18 protein-coding genes and 2 pseudogenes are annotated in these 23,982 nt (G+C 44.0%); 10 read left to right on the top strand and 10 right to left on the bottom strand.

What is annotated here, in order from left to right:
* Positions 1–14: 14 nt before the first annotated feature.
* On the bottom strand, positions 15–1,481 hold the full coding sequence (gene betB / locus KUL49_RS06730; protein WP_131136794.1) for a betaine-aldehyde dehydrogenase: 1,467 nt from the start codon (positions 1,479–1,481) through the stop codon (positions 15–17).
* Positions 1,482–2,159: 678 nt separating this feature from the next.
* Positions 2,160–3,023: an META domain-containing protein gene (locus KUL49_RS06725; protein WP_131136793.1), complete on the bottom strand. Its 864-nt coding sequence runs from the start codon at positions 3,021–3,023 to the stop codon at positions 2,160–2,162.
* A gap of 187 nt (positions 3,024–3,210) precedes the next feature.
* Here KUL49_RS06725 and KUL49_RS06720 point away from each other — a divergent pair, with 187 nt between their 5' ends.
* Positions 3,211–3,726 carry a DUF962 domain-containing protein gene (locus tag KUL49_RS06720; protein ID WP_131136792.1) on the top strand — a complete coding sequence of 172 codons (516 nt, stop codon included), beginning with the start codon at positions 3,211–3,213 and terminating at the stop codon, positions 3,724–3,726.
* 58 nt (positions 3,727–3,784) lie between these two features.
* Here KUL49_RS06720 and KUL49_RS06715 read toward each other — a convergent pair whose 3' ends face one another.
* From KUL49_RS06715 to KUL49_RS21100, 3 genes are all read right to left on the bottom strand, one after another.
* The gene (locus KUL49_RS06715) at positions 3,785–4,441 is read right to left on the bottom strand and encodes a crotonase/enoyl-CoA hydratase family protein (protein WP_131136791.1); all 657 of its coding nucleotides are present in this window, start codon (positions 4,439–4,441) and stop codon (positions 3,785–3,787) included.
* A 106-nt stretch (positions 4,442–4,547) separates the two neighbouring features.
* Positions 4,548–4,754, bottom strand: a complete 207-nt coding sequence (locus KUL49_RS06710; protein WP_131136790.1) for a hypothetical protein — start codon at positions 4,752–4,754, stop codon at positions 4,548–4,550.
* A gap of 1 nt (position 4,755) precedes the next feature.
* Positions 4,756–4,956, bottom strand: coding sequence for a hypothetical protein (locus tag KUL49_RS21100; protein ID WP_242633747.1), 201 nt, complete (start codon positions 4,954–4,956; stop codon positions 4,756–4,758).
* Positions 4,957–5,319: 363 nt separating this feature from the next.
* Here KUL49_RS21100 and KUL49_RS06700 point away from each other — a divergent pair, with 363 nt between their 5' ends.
* The 7 genes from KUL49_RS06700 (at position 5,320) to KUL49_RS06670 (ending at position 12,652) form a co-directional block, all read left to right on the top strand.
* Positions 5,320–7,350: an aminotransferase class I/II-fold pyridoxal phosphate-dependent enzyme gene (locus tag KUL49_RS06700; protein WP_131136788.1), complete on the top strand. Its 2,031-nt coding sequence runs from the start codon at positions 5,320–5,322 to the stop codon at positions 7,348–7,350.
* 44 nt (positions 7,351–7,394) lie between these two features.
* Positions 7,395–8,633: a hypothetical protein gene (locus KUL49_RS06695; RefSeq protein ID WP_131136786.1), complete on the top strand. Its 1,239-nt coding sequence runs from the start codon at positions 7,395–7,397 to the stop codon at positions 8,631–8,633.
* 18 nt (positions 8,634–8,651) lie between these two features.
* Positions 8,652–9,530 (top strand): transglutaminase domain-containing protein, encoded by an 879-nt coding sequence (locus tag KUL49_RS06690; protein WP_131136784.1) that lies wholly within the window; start codon positions 8,652–8,654, stop codon positions 9,528–9,530.
* Between the two features lie 124 nt (positions 9,531–9,654).
* Entirely contained in the window at positions 9,655–10,437 is a 783-nt protein-coding gene (locus tag KUL49_RS06685) for an RNA methyltransferase (protein ID WP_131136782.1), read from the top strand.
* A gap of 37 nt (positions 10,438–10,474) precedes the next feature.
* Positions 10,475–11,476 (top strand): ribosome biogenesis GTPase YlqF, encoded by a 1,002-nt coding sequence (gene ylqF, locus KUL49_RS06680; protein WP_131136780.1) that lies wholly within the window; start codon positions 10,475–10,477, stop codon positions 11,474–11,476.
* Positions 11,477–11,555: 79 nt separating this feature from the next.
* A complete protein-coding gene (locus KUL49_RS06675; protein ID WP_131136778.1) occupies positions 11,556–12,047 on the top strand; it encodes a WbuC family cupin fold metalloprotein in 492 nt (163 codons plus the stop codon).
* Between the two features lie 383 nt (positions 12,048–12,430).
* On the top strand, positions 12,431–12,652 hold the full coding sequence (locus tag KUL49_RS06670; RefSeq protein ID WP_014950268.1) for an XRE family transcriptional regulator: 222 nt from the start codon (positions 12,431–12,433) through the stop codon (positions 12,650–12,652).
* Between the two features lie 218 nt (positions 12,653–12,870).
* Here the strand turns inward: KUL49_RS06670 and KUL49_RS06665 are convergent, their stop codons facing one another.
* Positions 12,871–14,154, bottom strand: coding sequence for a pectin acetylesterase-family hydrolase (locus KUL49_RS06665; RefSeq protein ID WP_131136776.1), 1,284 nt, complete (start codon positions 14,152–14,154; stop codon positions 12,871–12,873).
* A 328-nt stretch (positions 14,155–14,482) separates the two neighbouring features.
* Between KUL49_RS06665 and upp the strand changes: the two genes are divergently transcribed.
* Positions 14,483–15,112 carry a uracil phosphoribosyltransferase gene (upp, locus tag KUL49_RS06660; protein WP_014950265.1) on the top strand — a complete coding sequence of 210 codons (630 nt, stop codon included), beginning with the start codon at positions 14,483–14,485 and terminating at the stop codon, positions 15,110–15,112.
* A gap of 185 nt (positions 15,113–15,297) precedes the next feature.
* The gene (locus tag KUL49_RS06655; protein ID WP_014950264.1) at positions 15,298–16,323 is read left to right on the top strand and encodes a LacI family DNA-binding transcriptional regulator; all 1,026 of its coding nucleotides are present in this window, start codon (positions 15,298–15,300) and stop codon (positions 16,321–16,323) included.
* 15 nt (positions 16,324–16,338) lie between these two features.
* Here KUL49_RS06655 and KUL49_RS06650 read toward each other — a convergent pair.
* The 4 genes and pseudogenes from KUL49_RS06650 to KUL49_RS06635 all read right to left on the bottom strand — a co-directional run bounded on the left by KUL49_RS06650 (position 16,339) and on the right by KUL49_RS06635 (position 23,844).
* Positions 16,339–17,839, bottom strand: a pseudogene (locus tag KUL49_RS06650) (tryptophan halogenase family protein).
* 150 nt (positions 17,840–17,989) lie between these two features.
* A pseudogene (locus KUL49_RS06645) lies at positions 17,990–20,890 on the bottom strand (TonB-dependent receptor).
* 351 nt (positions 20,891–21,241) lie between these two features.
* Positions 21,242–21,820: a thymidine kinase gene (locus KUL49_RS06640; RefSeq protein ID WP_014950261.1), complete on the bottom strand. Its 579-nt coding sequence runs from the start codon at positions 21,818–21,820 to the stop codon at positions 21,242–21,244.
* Positions 21,821–21,825: 5 nt separating this feature from the next.
* Entirely contained in the window at positions 21,826–23,844 is a 2,019-nt protein-coding gene (locus tag KUL49_RS06635) for a bifunctional diguanylate cyclase/phosphodiesterase (RefSeq protein WP_131136774.1), read from the bottom strand.
* Positions 23,845–23,982: the final 138 nt, after the last annotated feature.

Raw genomic sequence — 23,982 nt, 5'->3', positions numbered from 1 at the left:
ACTCCTACCGCGGCTTAAAACGGGCTCTCAATTTGGCTCATACCTACATAAACCGACTTGGTTTGTGTGTAGCTATTAAGCGTTTCAACGCCGTTTTCACGTCCAATGCCAGACTGTTTGTAGCCGCCTACAGGCATTTCAGCCGGAGAGTTACCATATGCATTTATCCAGCAAATACCGGCTTGAAGCTGATGGATAACGCGGTGCGCGCGCTGGATATCCTTACTAAATACACCGGCGGCTAAACCTAGCTCAGTGTCATTCGCCCGTGCGATCACTTCGTCTTCATCATCGAAAACCAAAACGCTCATTACTGGCCCGAAGATCTCTTCTTTAACGATAGTCATATCGTCAGTGCAGTCTGTGAAAATTGTTGGCTCAACAAAATAGCCATTTGGTGCAGAAGCTGGAGAAGCAGCGTTACCACCGGTTAACAGCGTTGCGCCTTCTTCTTTTCCTTTGGCAATATAGCCAAGTACCAGTTCTTGGTGCTTTTTAGAAATAAGTGCGCCCAGGTTTACGTTAGGGTCAAGCGGGTCGCCCATAACAATATTGTTTTCGGTACGGGTTTTTAGCTCATCAATAAAGGCTTGATACACAGAACGTTGAACGTAAACACGGGTACAGTTAGTGCAGATTTCACCTTGGGTGTAGAAATTACCAAGCATAGCGGCGCTGATAGCTTGGCTAATGTCGGCATCTTCGAATACCACAAGCGGTGACTTCCCGCCAAGCTCCATTGTCACGTCTTTTAAGTTCGACGCAGCGGCGCTTTGCATCACTTTTTTACCTGTGCCTACCTCACCGGTAAACGATACTTTCTCTATGTCAGGGCTGTTTGTAAGCCACTGACCTACTTGTGCTGCGCCTTGCACCACATTAAATACGCCGTCAGGTACGCCAGCTTCGGTGAGAATTTCAGCCAGTTTAAGCGCACCCATTGGGGTTTCTTCTGACGGCTTAAATATAAACGCATTACCTGCGGCAAGGGCAGGGCCTGATTTCCAGCAAGCGATTTGAATAGGGTAGTTCCATGCGCCAATACCGGCACAGATACCTAGCGCTTCTTTGCGCGTGTAGAAGAAATCGCCACCCACAGGTTGCTGGGTACCTAGTTGAGTAGGAGCTAGGCCGGCATAGTACTCAATGACATCAGCGCCAGTTTCAATATCAACACAGTCGGCTTCTTGAATAGGCTTACCGGTATCGAGTACTTCAAGTTTAGCGAGTTCGTCATTACGCTCACGAAGCAATGCAACCGCTTTATTAAGAATGCGGGTTCTTTCAATTGGCATCATTGCTGACCACACTGAAAAACCTTCTTTAGCGCTTTTAATTGCTTCTTGTTGAATAAACTCATCAGCCACTTCTACGTGGTAAATTACCTCACCGGTTGCGGGGTTGGTTACAGCAAAGGTTTCTTTGCTTTTGTTTGCCATCGGCTTGCCGTGAATGAAATTCTGATAAGTCGGTAATGACATGCATAAACTCCTACTTTTAAAAGGACTAAAACTTTCGCCAATTTGCGGGTACTGCGAATTAACTTCTATTACAAATACCTAATACGTAGAAATAGTTTCAAAATGATGAATAGTGTTGAAACTATTTTCTTTATTGAAGTGCTATCTTGCTCGAATAGAACACTTTCGCTTAGTAAAAGTCACCCTGTAAAAAACATCATTACCTACTGCGCCAATGACGCATTATTGAAGGTTTTAGGACGTAATGTCGCACGTCTTTTTACTGATGCTTTTATTTTAATTGGTTGTTCAATAAAAATAAATTGTATAGTGTTCTAACTATTGTTTCAACTTGTGAGCATTGTTACAGAAGCGAAATAGCTAGGAGTGACCTGCGAAGCTTGCTGGTAAGTAAATGATTTTAAATAGTAAAAGTGTAAACATTAAATATATAAAGAATTAGCTATCCCCATGCTTAATTCCTTTTTGATTGACCAATTAAAGGTGCGAAAATGTTTAACTGAAACTAATTGAGTTGGAGGTAAGGGTTAACCATGCGGGGCTAAAAGCAATTGCTCTTCGCAATTTGATGCTGTTGAAAAGAGAAGTTAAAAGGGCAGCTTAGGCCCTTTCATCATGTGAGGTAAATATTAAGGTAGAGACTAAGCCTAAAACAGACAAGTAAGCGTCGATTTCGCTTTAGGTGCTTAAACTACAATGGTAATAACCTGAGTTGATCGATAGGGTAGCAACATCCCCTTTATTCCAAAACACTACGTTCTTGTTGTTGGTGTATTTTGCCCCCGATGCTGAACGTGATAACTGCACAATGTGATGGGTGTTGTTTAATGATAAAGCCAATGTGTCAGGCCCCAGCGTATTTACACGTAATGTAGCGAGATTGGCATTAGGCGTTTCACATGTATACGTTTTGGTCGACTCTTGGCTGTTTGAGCTAACAACATCTTGTTTTTGCAATGAAGTTTGTTCAGACAACACCGTGTCAGTATTAAGGTTTGTTGAGCTTGCTGCTCTATTGGCCGCCGACTGTGAGGACTGCGCTACAATCGCTCTAATGATTTCGTTACCATTACCGTCATAAAGCACCAGCCAAGAGTTTTCCACAATCGAATAACTTTTCGATGCGGCTAGCATATCGATAAAGCGTTGTTCTTGATTCATCAGTGCGGGCGCACATGCCTTCTTGGTGAGAATGAGCTTATCAGTGGAAAAGGGTTCAGTTGAATTTTCATCACTAAATACTGTTTCGGCTTCTTCTACATTAAGCGCTCCAGTAAACTGATTACAACCTGTACTACCGCTGATTCTGCTTGTGTCGCCGTTTGAATTTACGTTAAGCGTAACATGGCTGAAATCGATAATTCCTGCTCGGTCTATACTTTCAACCTGCCAATGACTGTCCGCTAACGTAAGTGGTTTGCCTTCGGTATGCTTTTCACTACCGTCACTTTCATTTGAATAGAGAGAGGAGACCGAGCTGCACGCTGTTAAAGAAAGAAGCGCAGAACCTGTCAAAGCCCAAAGGTACTTCCTGTAAGTCATGAAAACTCCAATTGTTTTTAATCAATTTCACTATGATTCGCGATAGCCAACTAAGTTCATCTTTAATCGTTGAGCTCAAATAGCACGAAGAGCACCACTATACCTCCACTTTGTCGTCAAAACGACAGTTCGTAAGCGAAAGAAGGGAGTAAACTAACACCTTGATATAACTTATGGGTGACGCAGTATGAAAAATTTAGAACAGCACTTGAGTGAGTACGCTAAGTACCACAGAGATCAAAGAAACATATACACCCATTACGTCGGTATTCCGCTAATTGTTTTCTCGGTTTTCTGTCTACTAAGTAAGCCTGCGTTTCTAGTGAGCACGCCAATTTTTGGAGATATGATCATAAGCCCAGCGCTCTTTGTTTGGGCAATAGGTAATGCGTTCTACATTAAGTTAGATATAAAACTTGGCATAGTGATGACGCTTATCACGGGGGCTATGGTCTATTTCGCTCAACCCATCGCACAGAATGAAGTGGGAACATGGCTTGCTATCTCACTTGGTATTTTTATTGGTGGTTGGGTGCTTCAATTTATTGGTCATCACTATGAGGGTAAAAAGCCTGCGTTTGTCGACGACATAATGGGGCTGGCGATAGGACCACTATTTGTGCTTGCGGAATTAAGTTTTGAGCTAGGCCTTAGAAGCGCACTTAAAGAAGAGATAGAGCGCCGTTCTGGCCCTGTAAAGTAATCACTTCTAAACAACGCGTTGAAGTAACAAGTCTCAACGCGTTATTACAAACTAGGGCCTAGGCTTGCATCTTGGCTATTGTCTCTTTACGCATTTGAAGCTTAGACTCAGCAAAAGACTGTCTAGGCAACATCTTCAACTTTTCTGCATAACCCATGGCCGTTGCTAAAACCTGCTCTTGAGGCACCGCAGCGTCGATAAAGCCCGCTTTCACTGCTTCTTTACCTTGGTAAATACGTGAAAAAAGCAATGCTTCAGTTTGAGACGTATTCGCTAGTCTGGCTTTTGCTAGCTCCATACCGAAAGGCGGCAGCACCATACCAATGGCAGTTTCATTAAGCCCATACTTAGTATCTGCGTCTTTACCAACACGCAAGTCGGCAGCTAAAAGCATAATAGCGCCCATTGCAATGCTGTGACCTTCAGCAGCAACGACAACAGGTAGTGGGAAGCTATAAAGACGTACGATTAACTCCGCGCCTTTTGATACCAACTCGTGTTGTTTTGCTTTGTCGTCGGCTTTCATTACTGATAAATCAAACCCTCCGCAAAACTTGCCTTCACCGCCGTGTAATACAACCGCTTTTGCGTTTTGCTCTGCTTCATCTAAGGCATCGTTGAACTGCTGAATAAGATCAAAGCCTACGGCGTTAACTTTTCCGTCGTCAAAGGTGATTACTGCAATATCGTTATTAATAGCTAAATTAAACGCCATGGTATGTCCTGTCACTTTCTGGGGAGGAATTAATTTACGTTACGCTCTGTTAAGCGCAACTTTCTAGCAGTGATTGTAGGTAATTGATTTCTTTTATGATAGTGCTTTAGGCTTCATCTTCGGGATATGTGCTATGAATATCGGTAATAATTCGCGGAAGTTCTGCAATAAGCTTCTTTTTATATCGACGTTGCCTGCGTCGCGCTTTCGCGTTATTAGTCCGCCGTTGCGCACGTTTGTCTTTCACAATTCGCTCTAGGTCTTGGCCATCCTCTATTAAAATTGCGTCGTTAATGGTTGTTCGTTTCGTCATACTAAAACTCCAACTTTAGCTGCTTATTGCGCCATTGTTTCGAGCGTTGGTTGAGTGCGTGAAGCGAGACACTCTCAGTGGCTATCTGTCTAGCCAGGTTTAATGCTGCGCTGGCTTGCTCGTCGGTCAGGTTTTTATAGGCCGGCGAGGGAATGACCTCATACCACACACAGCCGACAATATTGTCTAAAATTACTCGCATAAAGCAGTGGTCATGATGTATTGGCCAGGCGTTTTTCTTTGCAGATGCAATAGAAGGGAGCACATTTTTCGCGTAGTGTAGAAATTCTCGTAGGTTCTTCGTGTGCTCCGTTGATTTTGAGAGATAAGCGTGTGGGAATTGGTTCTGAAGGGAAGGTGTGTGCATGCGTGATTTAGCCCTCGTCCAATTCGTTTACGCACTTTTATTACGACATAGCAAGAGTTTACACGACACCAGTGAAATTCAGAGTTACACTATTTTTAGTTTTACTGTTTTTGTTTATAGATTCTTAGTTTATTGATTCTTAGTTTTATGAGTTTTAGCCTAGCGCTAAATGCTCATTATTAATTACATGGTTGGTTAATGCGCCCTCATTTAAAAATTCTTGTTATAGAAGATGCTGTTGATTTATTGGAACAAATCACCTCGAGTATAGGCAACACCATCACTTACTTTGACCGAAGTGACGTTGAAATAAGCCTGCTTGAAGCGAACTCCGTTGCAAAGGCACTACAATTTGTTCGTGAAGACGGTGACATTCAGGCTGTGGTATTTAGCTGGGATGTGGTGGCGAAGGTTAAAGAGCTGACAGACGTTGTGCCATTAAATGGCGTACTTAATGAAAATACAAGCCCCGCAGCCGAAAGCGCTAGTTCACAAAGCGCGAACGAGAAAACCACAGGCGAAAAGTCGTCTGCACGCAACGCTGTTATTGATAATAACGCCAGAGTTATCGACGCCATTAAACGCATTCGCCCTGAACTCCCCGTGTATGTCTTAGGCGATGCAGTAAAAGGGTTGGATATTGTAAACCAAGCCAATGGCATTGAATCGTTCTTCTATCGTAACGACATTATTTCAGACCCAGAGTCCATTTTGGGTTATATCATCAATGACTTTGATGACAGAAATGAAACGCCGTTTTGGACTGAATACAAAGACTATGTAGTGGAGTCTAACGACTCGTGGCATACGCCAGGCCACAGTGGTGGCGCAAGCTTTAGAAATTCACCCTATATCAGTGATTTTTATCGTTTCTTTGGCCGTAACGTGTTTGTTAGTGACTTATCGGTAAGCGTAGACTCGCTGGGCTCACTATCAGATGGCACTCACGCTATTGGTAAAGCGCAAGCCGCTGTTGCGAATACATTTGAAGTTCGTCATTCCTATTTCGTCACAAACGGCTCTTCGACATCAAACAAAATTATTTTGCAGACTCTGTTGCGTGAGGGCGACAAAGTTATTGCCGACAGAAACTGCCACAAGTCAGTGCACTACGGCATTATTCAGGCGCGAGCCATGCCGGTGTATTTAGACAGTGTATTTAACCCTGAATACGGTATTTTCTCACCGCCTAGAATGGCGCAAATTAAGCAGCTTATTGAAGAAAATACTGACGCTAAACTTATCGTTTTGACGGGCTGCACCTATGATGGGTTATTGACCGACCTTAAGCAGGTGGTAAATTTAGCCCATGAGCACGGCATTAAAGTGTTCATTGACGAAGCATGGTTTGCGTATTCCTTGTTCCACCCTGCATTACGTGACTACTCTGCTATCGCCGCTGGGGCAGACTATATTACTCACTCTGCGCACAAAGTGGTGTCGGCGTTCTCGCAAGCATCCTTTATTCATGTAAACGATCCGGATTTCGATAAAGACTTCTTTAAAGAAGTGTTTGCAATTCACACCAGTACCTCGCCCAAGTATCAACTCATTGCCTCGCTTGATGTATGTCGTCAGCAGCTGGAAATGGAAGGCTACAAAATCCTTAATGAGCTTCTAAGCAATGTTGCCGAACTCAAATCGCAAATGGCCAAGTTCAAGCGACTTAAAATACTTTCGCCTAGTGACTTTGCGAATATGTTTTCTCACTTTGAAAGCGATAACATTGGGCACGACCCGCTTAAAATCTTAATTGACGTATCTGCGCTAGATTACTCTAATCAAGAAATACATCGTTTCTTAATGGACGAAGTCGGTTTAGAAATAGAGAAGTTCACTCATAGCACTATTCTAGTACTGCTTACGCTAGGTGGAATGCGCTCTAAAATTGTAAGGCTATACAACGCGTTAAAACGTCTTGATGATGGCGCCGTTAACCTAAGCAAGCGCAAGAGCAAGAGTCCGTTACCGGCAGACATTCCGCCAATTCATTTAGACGACCTTCCGTCAAAAGCGTTTTTCAGCCCTAGGGAAGCCATTCCATGGCAAAGCAGCGTTGGACGCACTGCAGCAGGTTTAATTACGCCGTATCCGCCTGGTATTCCGCTTATTGTTCCTGGACAGAAAGTGGAACAAGCGCATATTGATTACCTTCAGGCACTGGCAAGCCAGAAGCTTACCGTCCAAGGTATTTACGACGGTGAAATTTATGTTGTCGCTGAAGAATAAACTGAACTAATAAATAAAAACCTTAAAGTTAAAAGGAATTAAAAATGATGAAACGTTCTTTGCTTGTATGCGGCTTAATGTCAGGTCTTGTTGCTTCACCTTTGAGCGCTAAAGATTATGTAACAAGCGAACAGCTACCTGAGTGGTTTAATACATCATTGAAGAAAGAGGCGAGGGACTTGCCTCGCACCCGAGTGTCGCTACCGGCGTTTCCTATCAACGCAACCGCTATTGGTACGTGGTCTGATGCTAAACCAATTGATGACTATTGGTATTTTACCGTTGATATTGGGTCAGAGTCTCCCGTCGAATGCTGGGCTTTTCAAGACTATGACGGCTTAGCAAATTCCCTTGTGAACATGATGAAATATGCAGTATCCAATATTTCAAAAGCGCAGGAGAAAGTGCTCGATAGCCAGTTTAATTTTAGTTTAGATATGTCAACGATGGGTGATATACCGGTTTTCGCCTATAACTTGCTGTACAACCTTGGTGAGCCTGAACAGCGCGTGTCGGGCCTGCTCAAGGGGATGTCTGCTGAAACAGCAAATGGCCTTCAAGTGTGTTTACACAATGAAGTCGGCTACCGAGAAACATTTAAAGACGTGTTTGCCTCTTTTGTGAATGCCGTAGACAAATCCTCAAACCCGCAGCCTTTCTTTCACGCTATTAATGGTATGAAAATGCACGGCGAATTAGTGGGAGTAGTGTCGGAAAAGTTTATAAAAGATGCCGACGGCGATGTGGAGATTGTTGAGACAACGTCGTTAATATTACCCGTCGACGAAAACACGGTAGCCTCCACTGATGTTCGCGTTCGCTCTTGGAGCCGGGCTGATGGTACGCTAATTAACGCTTATCAGTATGCAGTAGAAAATAGTGAATTAAGTTCTGCGATGGGCGTTTCTATGCCAGACGATAAATGGGTGTTAGAAGGTGAAATTCAAGGGAAGGCAATTTCTTCTGAACTCGCTTTCACCGGAGAGTTTATTTCAAACTTTGGCGCCTATCTTGAAACGCAAAAACTTGCGGCATCAGATAAAACGTCGGATACCTATTATATGTGGAATGCTGACACAGACCCCACCCAGGCGACAGCTACAGAGTTGCAAAAAAATGGCACTGAAAATGGCTTACTAAAACTGACTGCGGACGTTATAGGTTTTAAAGTCAACTATACAGTGGATGAGGCGTTTATCATGCAAAACGCTGAAATGAAAATGGGGCCTATGGATTTCCACATTTCCCCCATGTATGTGTCTGGTAAGCCAACAGAGTTGTAACTCGGCTTTCGATAACTTATGAAACATACAATAGTCAGAAAAAAAGTCGCTATTATCACAATATTGCTTAGCCTTTTCGCTTCCAACACTGTTTATGCGCAAAGCTCGCCTAAGTTCGCAGTAATTCCTCTAACGTTAAGCGAAAATGTATCGTTGCCCCTTGGTAATGAGATATTGCTTGATGTAAAGGTTTACGACCCCGACTTAGTGAGTTCGGTTTTAGGCCAGTGGCGTGGCATAGAAGTAGCAGGTCACCACAATGGTGTATTAAGGCTTTCGATAAGTGAGAATGTGATGGCCGTGGTAGATGCCCAATCCCCACACTCTCAATATCTTGCTAATACGTTTGTAATTGACTATGAAGAAGCGTCGGTTAAAGCAGTAACCGACGCTTTCTTGTCTGATTATGGTAAAGGTTTAAAAGCAGAGGATGACGGCATAGACGCTAGCGTTCAAGAAACAAAAGTAGAGAGTTACTCTGCTGAGGTAGGCGCGAAGATTGAAGCATTCATTGCAAACTATATTACTGAGCCTTCTTATATTCACAGCTTCTCTTTTGCATCGACGGTTGCGAAATCTAGAAGCGGAGATTGCACTGAGTACGCGGTACTTTCTGCCGCATTAGCACGAGCGCTGGCTATCCCAGCCAGAGTCGTCGTTGGTACGATAATAGTTGACGACGGCAGCACTGTAGAAGCGATTGGGCATGCATGGAATGAGTTTTGGTTTGATGGGCGTTGGTGGCGAATAGACGCGGCAATGTATGGTGCTGAGTCTGCTAAAACGTTTTATTTACCTTCCCATATCCTAAAAAATGAAGGGCCTGGTTATGCTTTAAGCCTCTCTAAAGCGGTACTAAACAGCCCCGAGAGTATTACTGTTGTTCAAAAAAGATAGGTAATTCCTTCTCCTATTGGTAATTATATGACGCCTTTTTTACTGCACTATTAAGCGTTGCCGCTTTGCGTTTTGGGTTTCATACCTTACACTTGCGCCGAAAGTTATAAAAAGGGCAGTGCAAATGAAACTAAGTGACGTTAAAAAGCTTCATCAAAAGAAATTTAGAACGCAGTTCGGATTCTATTTGGTGGAAGGAGAGCACTTAGTTTTAGAGTTAATTTATGTTGCTCAGCATGACAGCAGTACATTAGGTGATATCACCCTCTATGTGACAGCTGATTATGAGGCGTGGGTGAAAGAAAGACTTGATTTTTCAGCCTCTAAAATGAAGGTAGAAACGGTATCGTCTCAACAAATGCAGCAACTCAGCGATACTAAGTCACCTCAAGGTATTATTGCTCGCGTTCCACTTCCTAACTCCGCGTTATATTCAGAGCGGTCACAAACCAGCATTTCAGCAAACAAATCCAGTACCGAAAAGTACATCTATTTGTATGAAGTTCAAGACCCTGGCAACTTAGGCACCATACTAAGAACGCTAGCGTGGTTTGGTGATTTTACATTATTACTAAGCCCAAATAGCGTAGATCCATACAACTCGAAAGTTGTACGCTCAAGTATGGGGGCTATTTTCCATGTAAACATGGAATTAAACGTGGCGCTTGAGAGCCTAAGCGAGCGGTTCGAACGTTTCGCTTTCTTGGATATGAATGGTGACAATATCACCTCTAACACCTTTGGTGATTACCAGTGTTATCTGTTTGGCAACGAAGCACGAGGCGTGCCTGCTGACGCACTATCAAAGCTAAACGCAACGGCGTATACCATTGCGGGAAGTGGTAAGATTGACTCGTTAAACTTAGCCAGCGCTGTGAATATCTGCGCTTATGAATTAACCCGTTAAGTTCAGCCCCTCAACTCGATTACGATAGGAATTAACCATGGCATTACAATGGTTCCCTGGGCATATGCACAAAGCCCTGAAAGAAATTAAAGAGTCGCTTAATCAAGTAGACATTCTTATTGAGGTGCTTGACGCGCGTATTCCATATTCCAGTGAAAACCCCGAAATTGCAAAAATACGCGGCGATAAGCCCTGTATTAAAATTCTTAATAAGTATGATTTGGCAGACCCAGAAATTACTGCGCGCTGGCAGGAGAGCTTAGAGAAAGAGCGCGGCGTGAAGACGATTACGACCTCTAGCGATAACCCGGGCAACAGCAAGCAAATTATGCAGCTGGTTAAAAGCATTTGTTCGTATAAAGAAGGTCAGCCTAAAGCAATTAAAGCTATGATCACAGGTATACCTAACGTTGGCAAATCAACGCTAATAAATATTTTGGCCGACCGAATCATTGCTAAAACAGGCAACGAGCCAGCTGTAACGAAAAGCCAGCAGCGCATAAATTTAGGCAGCGGTATTATCTTGTTTGATACACCGGGAGTACTGTGGCCTAAGCTTGAAAACCCACATTCTATTTACCGGTTAGCTTCATCAGGTGCTGTTAAAAACACCGCCATGGAATACGACGATGTCGGTTTTTTTGCGGCAGATTACCTTATTAAAGCGTATCCAGAAGTAATGAAGGAGCGCTATAAGCTGGACGAGTTGCCAGATACTGAAATAGAGTTTCTGGAAGCCGCCGCCAAAACGCGTGGAGCAATTCAAGCGGGTGGTCGCGTAAATCTTCATAAAATATGCGAGATCCTGCTTAAAGAACTGCAGTCGGGTAAGTTGGGGCGAATAACCCTTGAGACACCAGAAATGCTGGAAGTCGAAAAAGAAGAAATGGCACTTGAGGCGGCGAAGAAAGCTGAAGCGAAAGCCAAGCGTAAAGCAAAATTCAAAACAGGCTCGTTAACGCCGGATAAGAAAGATCGGAAAGAAAAACGAGAAGAGAAGCGTCAAGAACAAAGCCGTAGGATGAAGAAAAATAAATGATTACTTTTGATGCTTGCGCACTCGAAGGAAAAAGCGATAGGGTTTAATAAAATACCTAAGCATTAATCAGGAAACGACGTTGGACAATATTCAGTATTTTGATAAAGCGTTGTTTGAAACGCTTAAACAGTCGGCTGAGGAAAGTCCTCGCCGACGGGCTAATTTGAACGTACATAAATCTTATACCGACATGGTACAGCGTTTGTTTATTGCAATGATGCCTGACTCCTACGTGCGGCCTCATCGACATGTACAGTCTCATAAGTGGGAGTTCTTCATGGTGGTAGAGGGCGAGTTGGACATTCTATTTTTCAGCGACGATGGCGACGTTGAAAACAGAGTAACGCTAACGGCTTGTGGAGAGACCAGCGGAATTGAGATTCCTCCTAATACCTGGCACGCAACGGTGTGTCATAGCCCAGTAGTTTTCATGGAAGTTAAACAGGGTCCTTACGAAGTCACCGGTGATAAAGGCTTTGCAAGCTGGTCTCCTGAAGAAGGAAACGACCAGGTCCCCAATTTTCTAGCATCACTGAAGAAAGCGGTGGTGGGTGATAGCGTAGCCTTTTAAAGGCACTTCTTGCCTAATAAAGCGCTTATAGCTGGCTTTCGGCACTTTCCTTTTTGGAAAGTCATTGCTATTGCTTATCTACATGGTATGGTTAAGGATAAGTGACAGAAGGCCGCTGCTGAGTTTTTGAAAAGCACCGAAGCCTCAACATTTAGCTTAGTCGCGGCACAGGGTCGTTTGTACAAGCACATTGTGAAAAGAGAATTATCATGCAAAACGTTTCAACTGGTTATTTTTATAATTTTAATTACTGATTGCACCTGACCGTCGGTGTTCAGGGGCAAGTATTGGCTTCTGGGCACTGCAGGTAGAACGTTTTGCAAAAGCCCAGAAGGTATCACCATCTGGGCTTTTTTAATGCCCGTAATTCTCGGTAAAAGACAATGAAAGAAATCACACTAGGTGACATCAGAAAGCAGCACAGAGTTAAACAGGAAGTAGTAGCAATGGCGTTATCGGTCACAGCTTCTGGTGTAAGTAAGTTGGAATCAAAACGTATTCAGGACGTTTCACTTCAACGTGCGGCTGCATATTTAGCTGCGGTTGGCGGGAACATGAAAATTGAAGTAACTATGCCTGATGGCGCTACTTTACAAGTAGGGTAGTAGGGCGTGTTAATTTGTTGCTGCATAAATGCACAGCAAGGAACGACAAATCCTAGTTGTAATACCAGTCCTCATAGATAATTACCCACTCAGCGAGACTTAAAATGTTCGTAATCGCGGCGTGTTACCGCAGGTATAAATATGGCTAATCCAACCACTGCTGGGTTGGACTTGCCATGTTATTGATTACTTTTTAATACAAGTTCGCACTACGTATCCTAGTGATAGTATGCCGCGCTATTTTCTCTAAAGCGGCGCGACGTAGCAAACGTGTGTAGCCATTCGTTAAAGGAAATACCCCGCGCACTCTGCTCATTATAAAATGGGCTAGGTGAGGATACTGGGAAGGCATTATCTTCACAAAAATCGTTTAGCACCATGTGACAGGTGCCTTCACCAAGGTAAAATTGATAATTCCATGTGAAAGCTGACAGCGCATGAAGTGACGCATTAGCCTGAAGCTGCCAGCCAAGTATGTAGCCTAAATCAGATTCTGTTACACCCCATGTTGTTGGGTCTAAATTACCTCTAGAGACCTGATCAGAGATTTTAGAAAACTGAATTTGAACAATGTCGGTTCCTGTTGAATATTGCGCAAAACGGTTCCAAGGGTACTGATAAGCTAATCGCAGCATCACCTGCTTGTTGAGCGTTAGATGGTTAAAATTGCCAATCAGTGATTGGAAATTACGTGGTAGTGTATCTTCTATCCCCCATGGCCCTTGATAGTTTAGGACTGTTTGCGTAAAGCCTCGGGATATAACACCAAGCGACGCATCAGCGAAGAGGGCAACCTTTGTGCGACCAAACAGCGATTGGAAGTAGGGGAAGTTGAACGTTGCACCATAACCGCCCGCACTGCTTCCACTGAGTAGCACTTTGTTTGGTGATAAATCATCGTTGTTCAGTTTTTCTTTAATCCACTGCATAACAACTAGCGCGTTGTCGTGACCACGGTGCTTTAAAGTAACTTCGGCACCAGGTAGACCTGTAACGATACCAAGCTCGTCAACGTACTGCGTGTCTTTTGAGCCTAAGTGTAGGTCGCCAGTACAGTAGGGAATGAAAACTTTTGACCAAGTTTGAAAAGGGTTCTCTTGTGTATCTTCAAATATTCCGCCTGAAATAAATGGCGTATTTTCGATTACGGCTGATGGGTTATAAGCGGCTCGCGACATCGGGTTGTCGTCAAACTCAAGCTGCATTGACGCTAAGCAAGTGGCACTGTCCCAGCAGGCGCCGCCACCATTAAAGTAGATAAGTAGGTTATCACTTTCTCCTTGTTCGAAATAAAACGAGAATGGGTTGGGTGCTAACCCCTCTGGTCCCGGTAAAGCAGGAAGAGAACATGATGGGTAAACGGTTTTTTCACCGCCGCCAGGTACTGATACCACCACCTCATTTTCAGGAGTGATTTGCTCCCATTGTGCAAAGGCATTATGGGCACAGAAACTCAGTGCGATTACAGTAAAATAGCGAAAACGTTTAGCGTAAGAATGCATAAACAATTCCTTTTGACATAGATAAACATGGTTTGAATAGTAAGTTTGACTCGGCTGTTATGAGAAAATTGAACTTCCTGAAACTTTCTCAATCGATCTCATTAGCGCGTAACTAAGACAATTCATAGCGAGCGCTATACATTCATGATCGTGAATTGCGCCACGAACTGTGGCTATAGCCTACGCACTAGGTTATAGCATTTATCCACTCTGTCTAGCGTTGATGTGGCGTTTTAAAGCATTGAATAAACATATTTTTACGACTAATCGCTTTAACTAAAATACTTCTGGGTTAAAATATAGCTAAATCGATTACAAGGAGTCTTACATGGCCGTTCACGAAATTACCCACCCGCTTATTGCGCACAAACTAGGGCTTATGCGATACGCTAAAATTAGCAGCAAAGACTTTCGCGAGCTTGCCTCTGAAGTAGGGAACCTTCTGACTTATGAAGCAACGCGAACACTGCCTACGGAAAGAGCGACGATTAAAAGTTGGTCGGGAGATGAGGTAGAAGTAAGACAAATTAAAGGTAAGAAAATTACTGTTGTCCCTATTCTTCGTGCTGGCTTAGGTATGCTTGAAGGCGTACTGGAACTTATTCCAAATGCGAAGATTAGTGTAGTCGGTTTGTACCGTGATGAAGATACACTTCAGCCAGTTGCCTATTTTGACAAGGTAGTAAAAAACATAGATGAACGTACCGCACTGATTGTTGACCCCATGCTGGCAACAGGCGGTACGTTGATTGCAACAATCGACCTTCTGAAAAAGAAAGGCTGTCGAAGAATAATGGGACTATTCCTTGTTGCTGCGCCTGAAGGCATTAAAGCCGTTGTTGAAGCACACCCTGATGTTGATATCTTTACCGCCGCAATCGATGATAGATTGAATGAGAAAGGCTATATCTTACCGGGATTGGGGGATGCTGGAGACAAAATCTTTGGTACGCGCTAAGAGCGAAAATCTCTAAAAATTAAGCCATTGAGCAATTTGTTACACAACTCATCGAATTAGCGCTAAATTTCACGCGTTAAACGTTTAAGTTAATGATATAGTCAGAGGGTAGTCAGAGCGCACGCTTGCTACCCTTTTTTGTTTTTAAATCTGGGTAGTTAGTTTCGTGAAAAGAGCTAAAAATAATGAATAAAACAAAACTTACCCTAAAAGACGTTGCTGAACAGTTGGGCGTTTCAACGGCAACTATTTCAAATGCATTTAACCGCCCAGACCAATTATCAAAAGCGAAGCGCGAAGAGATTTTAGCGCAGTGCAAAAAGATTGGTTACAGCGGCCCCAATAAAGCAGCACAGATCCTCAGAAAGGGCACATCAAATATTGTGGCTTTAGTATTAGCCGACAGCATTTCATATATGGTGAGTGACCCCGTCGCGAGTACTTTTATTAAAGGTGTTTCTTCTGCGCTTCAGGAAAATGGCAAGCATTTGTTACTTTACGCGGGTGACTCTGACAGCATTCTTGATGTTGTAGATTTTGTTGATGGTTTTATCTGTTACGGACAACCGCGCAACAGCAACTTGGTAGCGGAGTTGGCAGTGTCGCCAAAACCTGTGGTCACCGTTGACTTTGATATCGAAGACAAGCCATCTATTAATATTGATAACGAAGAGGCGGCCTATCGCGTTGCGTCTCATGCGTTAAATGAAGGTGATAATGTGGCAATCTTTGGGCTTCGCCTGATTGACTCGCCTTCTACATGTCGTATTTACGATAGTCCGTTGATTGACGTAGACAGCTCAATTGCTCACCGTCGACTTGATGGTTATTTAAGGGCCGCTGAAGAAAAGAACATCACGGTAAGCAATGAGCGCATTTGGCACCTTCCAGAAAGTGACAGACACTTTGCAAGACAGGCTGCCAAAGAAGTACTGACCAGCTCTCCAAGACCTAATGTGGTTTTGTGTATGAGTGACATTATAGCCCTTGAGCTACTTCACTTAGCCTTGGATATGAATATTAAGGTACCGGAAGAGCTGAAAATTACAGGGTTTGATGGTATTGGGGAAGCCGAGCGTGCGCGCCCGCGTCTTACTACAGTTTGCCAATCCAGCAGTGGCAAAGGCGTAGAAGCAACAAAAGCACTGCTTAATCAAGTAACAGCAAAGAGTACGCTGCCTTTTGAATTGCAAGTCGGCGAGACAGTATAGGCTGAGCCAAGAGGTTCAGCCCGCGTTAAATAAGGTAGATTGCTTATCAAAGTTTAACGAGCAGCGATTAAAAAATGCGGCAAGTTTCTTTTCTTCAAAAAGATCGCCGCTTTCCTTCAAAGAAGCGGGCTGATTGAGTGCCGGTGGCGGGTATACACCATAGCCAGACAACAAACAGTGCCATGACGTAGTGCTGAAATGTCGACCAATACCTTGCCGCTTTATTTCCTCAACGATATCCCCTTTTCTGTACCACACATCAAGTAAACTAAGCAGTGATTCGGACAGCTTCATATTAGCTCTGTTGTCTCTCCAATAGTCACTGTCGTTGCGCCCGTTTAGCTTGTAATGACACACGATATAATCTCGGACGCGTTCAAAGCGCTCTGAAACTTCCTGATTAAACGCCTGTCTCTGTTGAGCACTTGTTTCGTTGAAAGAATAGTTGTCCGCGAAAAGCTCGATGCTCGTTTGAACTAGGTGTAGTGCCGTTGCTTCTAAAGGTTCAATAAACCCTTGCGACAAGCCCAGTGCAAGACAATTCTTCTCCCAATGCCTTTCACATTGACCTACACGCATAGACAAGTGCTTTGCTTCAACATCGGTATTTTCCATCCCCAATGCGCGTCGCAATTCACATTCTGCAGCGTCTTTCTCTTGGTACTGCTGACTATACACATATCCGTTTCCCGTGCGGTTACGAAGCGGTATCTGCCAACGCCAACCGCTACATGGCAACCGATTCGGTTTCAACCGGTAAATTAGCGCATGAAGGGGTAGGCAACACAACGGCCGAGTCATTGAATAGGTTGTCACTAAAGTCCCTAAACGGTACGCCTAGCGTCTTTTGTAGAAGGAGCCCTGAGAAAACCGTGCAATCTATGAATAGGTCTCCATCAAGTTTTTGTCCGTCTTGACAGACGAGATGTGAAATGTCGCCAGATGGTGAGGTATGCACCGATTCAATATTACCAACAACGTGATATACGCCTTTTGATTTAGCGCGCTCGCGTAAGAATCGTCCAAGTTTTAGAGAGTCAAAGTGGTAGCCGTATTCTATATCGAATGGAAAATTATGTGAGGGAAGAGGAGCAAGGTTTTTCTTTGCCAAATACCCCGCCATAAGAAACTTATCAGGTCGAGTTTCAACATCGAGGCCCTGTCTTCTGGTTAAGGCGTTAACGTGAAATGCCCGTTCACTAAAAATATCTAGCTGGCTAATAAAGGTGTGAGAGTAGCTGTGTGAATTATTGCCATTCCAGCCCGTGAACTTGATATTGACTTTATTCGTTGCTTGGCACTCTTCCATCCAATCATACTCGGGAATATCAAGAGTTTGGAAGAAACGCTTGAGAGTAGGTGTCGAGCCTTCGCCTACGCCTATTGTGCCAATGTCTTCTGATTCTATGAGTGTGATGGTCACAGCTTGATTAGCCCAGCGGTGAGCTAAAAGGTTGGCAGCCATCCAACCTGCTGTGCAGCCTCCCGCAATAACAATTCGGTGTGGTGTTGTCATTAAAGGCTCTGCAATAAAAGAAGGGTGAAATTAAACAGTATCAGAGTTGCGCATTACTGCCACACTTTACATGGCAGTAATGCAAGGCACGTATCCACTATCTAAAGATGCGTGCCATTATTTCCGTACGTTCAAAAGGGATGGTCCCTTTTAATAGAACGAATAGTTGAGGTTTAGCATATAAGAAGGACCAAACTCGCGGCGGAGCGTAACAATGCCCGCATCATCAATGGTTTCTTCTTTCTCATCAGTCAGGTTGACGCCTTGTAACGATACTCTTAGCCCTTCCAAGTACTCAATTCCGCTATCTGCAAAATCGTAGCTAATTTGAGCATCGACTTGGGTAACGGCGTTACGAGTTGCTGGCTCAATTTTGTTTGAACCTCCACGCTGATATGTGAGGAACTCAGAACGATCGGTTGCCGCAACCCTAATCTCAAAGCCGTTCATCTCATAGTACGCTGTAATGCTGTACATATTGTCTGATTGGCCTGGAATGGCTGTTCCATCTTCAAGCTCCGCATCTAGGATTGTTGCAGAAGCGGCAATACCAAATCCATCCAGAGAGTCAGTGAGCATTCTTAAAGGAACATTGGCCGTTAGCTCAACCCCTTTCATTTCACCTTTTAGGCCATCTTCGAAGAATGAATAGAAGCCTTGGTCTGGCGGAGTTACTAAATCGCCCACTTCGTAAGGCGTGTCTTGCGGGCCGTAGTTACCAGCAACGTCCACGATCCTGTCATGGTATCCAGGGATGAAGTAGTTAGCACCGTCATTGGTCACGTCATTCGTGAAATCAATAAGCTGGTTGCCGTCGCGGGTCCAATTAACCAAATCTTTATAGAAAAGCGCAATTGAGACATAACCTTCTTCATCGAAGTAGTTTTCAAATGAAATGTCAAAGTTGTTGGCTTCTAACGGACGAAGGGTTGGGTTACCCGTAAATTTAGACCAAGGCGACCCGAACTCTCTCACCGCCGCCTCAGAATTCTCTGAGGCAATCAGCTCAATATTTTGATCAAACTTAACAAAGCCCGATGCTTTCTTTGTCGATACGCGCTCGACTAATGGTTTTCGATGCCGCCAAGCGCAGGTAGCGATTCTCATTAAGTTCGACACTTACGTTCAGGCTAGGTAGGAAGTGAGAGTAATCATCGCCATCGGTAATAATACAGTCCGCATCAACCACTTGGTTGCCATCGTCGTCACACACGGCAAAGTTCGGGCCTACAATACCAATGAAACCTGTTGAGCTTTGGTCCGTTTGTACATATTGTGCACCCACGTTACCTTTTACATTGAAACCTTGAACTTCAGTCTCAAAGTCTAGCTGGGCGTATAATGTAGTTACTTCTTCATCAATGGTGTAGGTATCACCTAAACGATCAGGCTCTAGAAGCCCTGCATCATTAAGCGTATATTCACCATCTTTGTAAGGGGCAAAGCCGTCGTAGGCTACAACGTAACCCATGCCAGCCCAGGTTAAGTCAGCTAAGCCGTTGTACAGATACTGCTCAGGAATCGCTTCAGAAAATGGATAAGATGATGCAGTTGCGAAGAAACCTTTGTTATCTTTTGCTTTGTATCGGTCGCTATAGTTTACGCCAGCCGTAAAAGTGTTGAAGATTCCCCAATCTATATAACCAACTGCCTCAAAACGTATTGTGGTCAGCTCTTCTTCAAAATCAGCAAAGTTCAGGAAGCCATCTTGGGCGTTGAAATAGCTGTAAGGTTGACCATTTGCCTGTAAAATATCGGTGGTAAACTGATCGGCAATGTTAGCCATACCGCCCCCCAAACTTGAGGACCCGCAAGCTGTAACATGGTGGGATCAGAGAATGCATCAAGGCCGCTACTGCCGGTAAAGTAAATACCATCAGTGCTCATTTCGAATTGACGTGAACCTAATTGCCCTTCGCCGAGCGCCCCCGAACGCGCTAAACCAGCGTATGATTCACCACGCAAGTCACGTTTGTTCGACTCACTGTCTGCCACGTCTAAAGTAAGAGACCACTCATCGGTTATGTCGTATTTGATATTTAAACCGAAGGTTTGAAGCTCGCCATCTTTTTGCGCGGGGTCTGTACGCAGTACTGGATTCGCGTTAACTTGCGTGCCCGAGTTGTTAATGCCTGTACCGCTTACATTTGCCGCAGCGAAGGGTTCGATGAAACCGCGAATCACACCTGAGTCGGAATAATCAATATCTAGCGCATCAAAAACAATGTCTAGTCTATCGGTGGGACGCCATTGAAGAATGGCTGAAATCGTGTCGCGTTCTAGAACGCGGCTAATGGCCTGAGTGTCTAAACCAAACGGAAGCACCTGACCATCGTCATTCTCACCATATCCCCAAACACCGTATTTTCTCTCGTTTCTGGGGGACTCCGTTGATGCAATGGCAAGTGCGAGACCTACCGTGTCATCTGCAAACTTTTCTACAAAGGAAAGGGCAAAACGGTTGCCGCTATTGTCGAACTCTGGATTATCTGAATCGTTGCCACCAAGTTCGTAGACCCCAGTGACGGTAAGGGTTTCCTGGGCTGCTAGAGGGCGTACTGTTTGCAAGTCTACTGTACCTCCAATACCTTGGACAATAAGCGACGCGTCAGAGGTTTTGTAAATTGTGGCACCTGTCATGATTTCAGCAGGGTATAAGTCGTACTCTACGCCACGGTTATCGCCAATACCGATAAGCTCTCGTCCGTTCAGCGAGGTGCCGGTAAAGTCTCCTTTGAAGCCACGTACCGAAATGCCCGACGTTCGTCCGCCTACGCGCTCACCTGATAGGCCCGGCAAGCGGGCAAGTGATTCTGCGATTGAAGAGTCTGGAAGCTTACCGATGTCTTCTGCGGAAATGGCCTCAACAATGGAATCGTTGTCCATTTTCACCGCTTGGGCGCGCATTAAAGAGCCTCGAATACCCGAAACTTGAATAATTTCTACTTGTTCGTCGTCTGGTGTGTCTTGTGCTACTACTGAACCGCTGTTAAGGGCGGCGGTAATTGAAATAGCGATTAACGCAGGTTTAAACGTACTGGTGTGCTTCATGAGTCATACCTTGCTGAGTGTGTTAAACAAAGGTTTTACTGTTTACAACGTTTTAACAATGGTAGTTGTTCTACTCATCGCAAATGTGTTCTTAATTGTTTAAGAAAGGTATTTTCAAATACAGGTCATAAACGCCTATTATTTGGCTAGCAAGAATGCTTAATGATTTTTCTTGCTACCTCTAGCTAGTACCGAGAAAGTTTGGATAGCGCCGATTGAGCTCTGGCAAAGAGCAGAAGGAGGAGCGGCAAATTTTTGAGAGAATGAGAAGCGGACAATAAATGCTATAGCCCGCAACAGATATGAGGTTCAGTGACCGCTTATTTTAGTTAGGTTACTTGACGTTGGGATTTAGTCCCAAACCAGTTCTTTAAAGTGCTTGCGACACATTGATTCATAGGTGTCGTTGCCGCCAATTTGTACTTGATCACCATTTTTTACTGCATTGCCATTTTCGTCTAAACGCACCACGAAACTTGCTTTTTTGCCGCAATGGCAAACGGTTTTTAGTTCAGATAGTTTATCTGCCCAAGCCAACAAATAGTGACTGCCTTCAAAGGTTTCACCTAAAAAGTCGGTACGCAGGCCGTAGGCTAGTACCGGCACATCAAGTTCATCAACTACGTCTACTAGCTGCTTTACTTGTGCCTTTGTTAAAAACTGTGCTTCGTCAATAAAAATGCAGTCGGGCTTTAACGCTTCGCAATCTTTGCTTATTGAGGCAAACAAATCATCGCCTTTTGCGTATAGCTTGGCATCTGCTTGTAAGCCGATACGAGAAGTGACTTTCCCAACGCCGTACCGATCATCTAGCGCTGCGGTATAAATCACGGAATGCATACCGCGTTCACGGTAGTTATAAGCTGATTGGAGGAGTGATGTAGACTTCCCTGCGTTCATTGCAGAGTAATAAAAATAAAGTTGAGCCATGGTTATTAGTAGTTTTCGTTATACCAAGAAATAAGGTCGTTGGCGTTCATTGGTCTAGCGAAGTAAAAGCCTTGCAAATAGTCGGTTCCAAGCTGGGACAAGTGTTGCCTTTGCTGCTCAGTTTCGATGCCCTCTGCAATGGTTTTACAGCCAAACTCTTTAGCCATTAAAAGTGTTGCTCTTATTATGGTATCACTCTCTTCAGAGCTATTCTGTATAAAAGAGCGGTCAATTTTAATAAAATTGAAAGGCATAGATTGAAGACGGTTTAAAGATGAATAACCTGTACCAAAGTCATCAATTGATATTTTGACATCACGGGCTACGAGTTCGCTCACTCGCTTAGTCACTAGATCTTTATCAATAGCGAATACGCTTTCAGTTATTTCTAGATAGAGGCGTTCTGGCGAAATTTTAGTTGTGCTGAGGGCATTGTCTAAAACTTTAAAGAAGCTGTCATCGAGCAACTGCGCGACTGATACATTTATTGACATTGCGAGGCCGGGTTTGAACTGCCAATGTGAAAGGTCGATAAGCGCTCTATTTAATACCCACGCACCTATTTCAGGCATTAGCCCGCTGCGCTCTGCAAGGGGGATAAACACCGCAGGAGAGATGTTTTCTCCGTCGCAGTTCCACCGTAAAAGCGCTTCTACTGACGACAAGGAGTTTGTCGTGACGTCAATGATAGGTTGATAAAAAACAGTAAACTCACTATTTTCAATGGCTAATCTTAAGCGTTCACAAAGGCGCTGCTCTCGCTTTATTTCGTTGTGCAACGTTTCGTTAAATACGCCAATAGAGCCTCTTTGCTTACGCTTTTGATCATACATAGTCAGGTCGGCCTGCTGAATTAAATCAACAGCGCTGTCGCCATGGACGGGGAACATAGCGATGCCGATAGTGGCGTCTAACGTTACCTGATTGTCGTTCGCAATAATGGGAATAGTGACGCCACTGCGCATAGCGTGTGCTACGGCCTTTGCGGTATCAACATTAGCATAAGGAATTACGGCGACGAATTCGTCTCCTCCCCATCTTCCCAGGTGATTTTCTTCCGTATAGTTACGAAGTCTGTTGGCAATTTCGGCAAGGACAATATCGCCGACTTTATGTCCTAAACTGTCGTTAACTTGCTTGAATCCGTCTAAGTCGATAAATAGAAGGGCGAGCGAGTTATCAAGGGCACGTGTAGTATCTATCAAATTGTTGAGATGCTTGAGAAAGCCATTGCGATTAAGCAAATTTGTCAGTGGATCTCTGTTAGACAACCGATATAAATCCGCCGTTCTTCTTTCCACTTCCGCTTCAAGGTTGGCGTTAGATGCATCGAGCTTTTCGTTTGAAGCTATGAGTAGTTTGTTTACTTTAACTGTTTCACTACGCTCAATACACATCTGTTCCATCAAACTATTATTCTTAGCTTTAAGGTGTAACGTACTGATGAAAAAGCGATGGTAGCGAAAAGCACTGGCGAAAATGCCAAACCAGAAAACCAAGCCAAGCACACCTAAAATAAAAAATTTCCCGCTAGCATCAATTAACGCACATAACGACATAGGTACAAGAAGAGCAGTAGAGTAGAACCCGACGAGTTTTATGTTCGGAGACAGGACGGTACCAGCTCCGCCGGACATCGCGGCGAGTACAACCATAGTCGCTGCTAGTTCGACAGATGCCATGGATGAATAGAAAAGCACTGAATAAAGCGCCCAAATACAACCCGTAACATAAAGCCCGGTCGAAAACCGAATCAAAGCAGGGCGCGGGTTATAAGCTTTTCCTGCCAAATTAGTGCGCCAATATAATGCATCAATTAGCCTCAGAAGTGAGACGCACACCATTACTCCCCAAATCTGTAGTTTGTTTGCAAATGTTGAAGGGGAGTCGCTTTCAAAGAAAAATACCAGGCCAGAAAAGGCAAATATCGTCATCAAGAAGCCGACAAAGCTATTGCCAATTAGCATGTCGGTGGTGTCTCTTTCTATTTCAGTTTGTGATATCGATTCTTGATACGTGTTCAACCGGATAAAGCCTTAATTACATTGTGATTCAAATTTAATGCGTTACTTCAAAAGCAAATTTAGTCGTACAGAATAGAGCGAAGCGTACAAACTTAAGTGCACTAAATGATTGTAGTATAGGCTAAATATAATACATAT

The sequence above is a fragment of the Alteromonas sp. KUL17 genome, from assembly GCF_006538305.1.
GTDB classification, from domain to species: domain Bacteria; phylum Pseudomonadota; class Gammaproteobacteria; order Enterobacterales; family Alteromonadaceae; genus Alteromonas; species Alteromonas macleodii.
Note: the sequence above shows the minus strand (reverse complement) of the source record. Positions and strands in the feature narration are given on the sequence as shown.

Coding starts and splice junctions, on each gene's coding strand:
- betB (WP_131136794.1), bottom strand. CDS start 1,481: ATGTCATTACCGACTTATCAGAATTTCATTCACGGCAAGCCGATGGCA.
- KUL49_RS06725 (WP_131136793.1), bottom strand. CDS start 3,023: ATGACTTACAGGAAGTACCTTTGGGCTTTGACAGGTTCTGCGCTTCTT.
- KUL49_RS06720 (WP_131136792.1), top strand. CDS start 3,211: ATGAAAAATTTAGAACAGCACTTGAGTGAGTACGCTAAGTACCACAGA.
- KUL49_RS06715 (WP_131136791.1), bottom strand. CDS start 4,441: ATGGCGTTTAATTTAGCTATTAATAACGATATTGCAGTAATCACCTTT.
- KUL49_RS06710 (WP_131136790.1), bottom strand. CDS start 4,754: ATGACGAAACGAACAACCATTAACGACGCAATTTTAATAGAGGATGGC.
- KUL49_RS21100 (WP_242633747.1), bottom strand. CDS start 4,956: ATGCGAGTAATTTTAGACAATATTGTCGGCTGTGTGTGGTATGAGGTC.
- KUL49_RS06700 (WP_131136788.1), top strand. CDS start 5,320: ATGCGCCCTCATTTAAAAATTCTTGTTATAGAAGATGCTGTTGATTTA.
- KUL49_RS06695 (WP_131136786.1), top strand. CDS start 7,395: ATGATGAAACGTTCTTTGCTTGTATGCGGCTTAATGTCAGGTCTTGTT.
- KUL49_RS06690 (WP_131136784.1), top strand. CDS start 8,652: ATGAAACATACAATAGTCAGAAAAAAAGTCGCTATTATCACAATATTG.
- KUL49_RS06685 (WP_131136782.1), top strand. CDS start 9,655: ATGAAACTAAGTGACGTTAAAAAGCTTCATCAAAAGAAATTTAGAACG.
- ylqF (WP_131136780.1), top strand. CDS start 10,475: ATGGCATTACAATGGTTCCCTGGGCATATGCACAAAGCCCTGAAAGAA.
- KUL49_RS06670 (WP_014950268.1), top strand. CDS start 12,431: ATGAAAGAAATCACACTAGGTGACATCAGAAAGCAGCACAGAGTTAAA.
- KUL49_RS06665 (WP_131136776.1), bottom strand. CDS start 14,154: ATGCATTCTTACGCTAAACGTTTTCGCTATTTTACTGTAATCGCACTG.
- upp (WP_014950265.1), top strand. CDS start 14,483: ATGGCCGTTCACGAAATTACCCACCCGCTTATTGCGCACAAACTAGGG.
- KUL49_RS06655 (WP_014950264.1), top strand. CDS start 15,298: ATGAATAAAACAAAACTTACCCTAAAAGACGTTGCTGAACAGTTGGGC.
- KUL49_RS06640 (WP_014950261.1), bottom strand. CDS start 21,820: ATGGCTCAACTTTATTTTTATTACTCTGCAATGAACGCAGGGAAGTCT.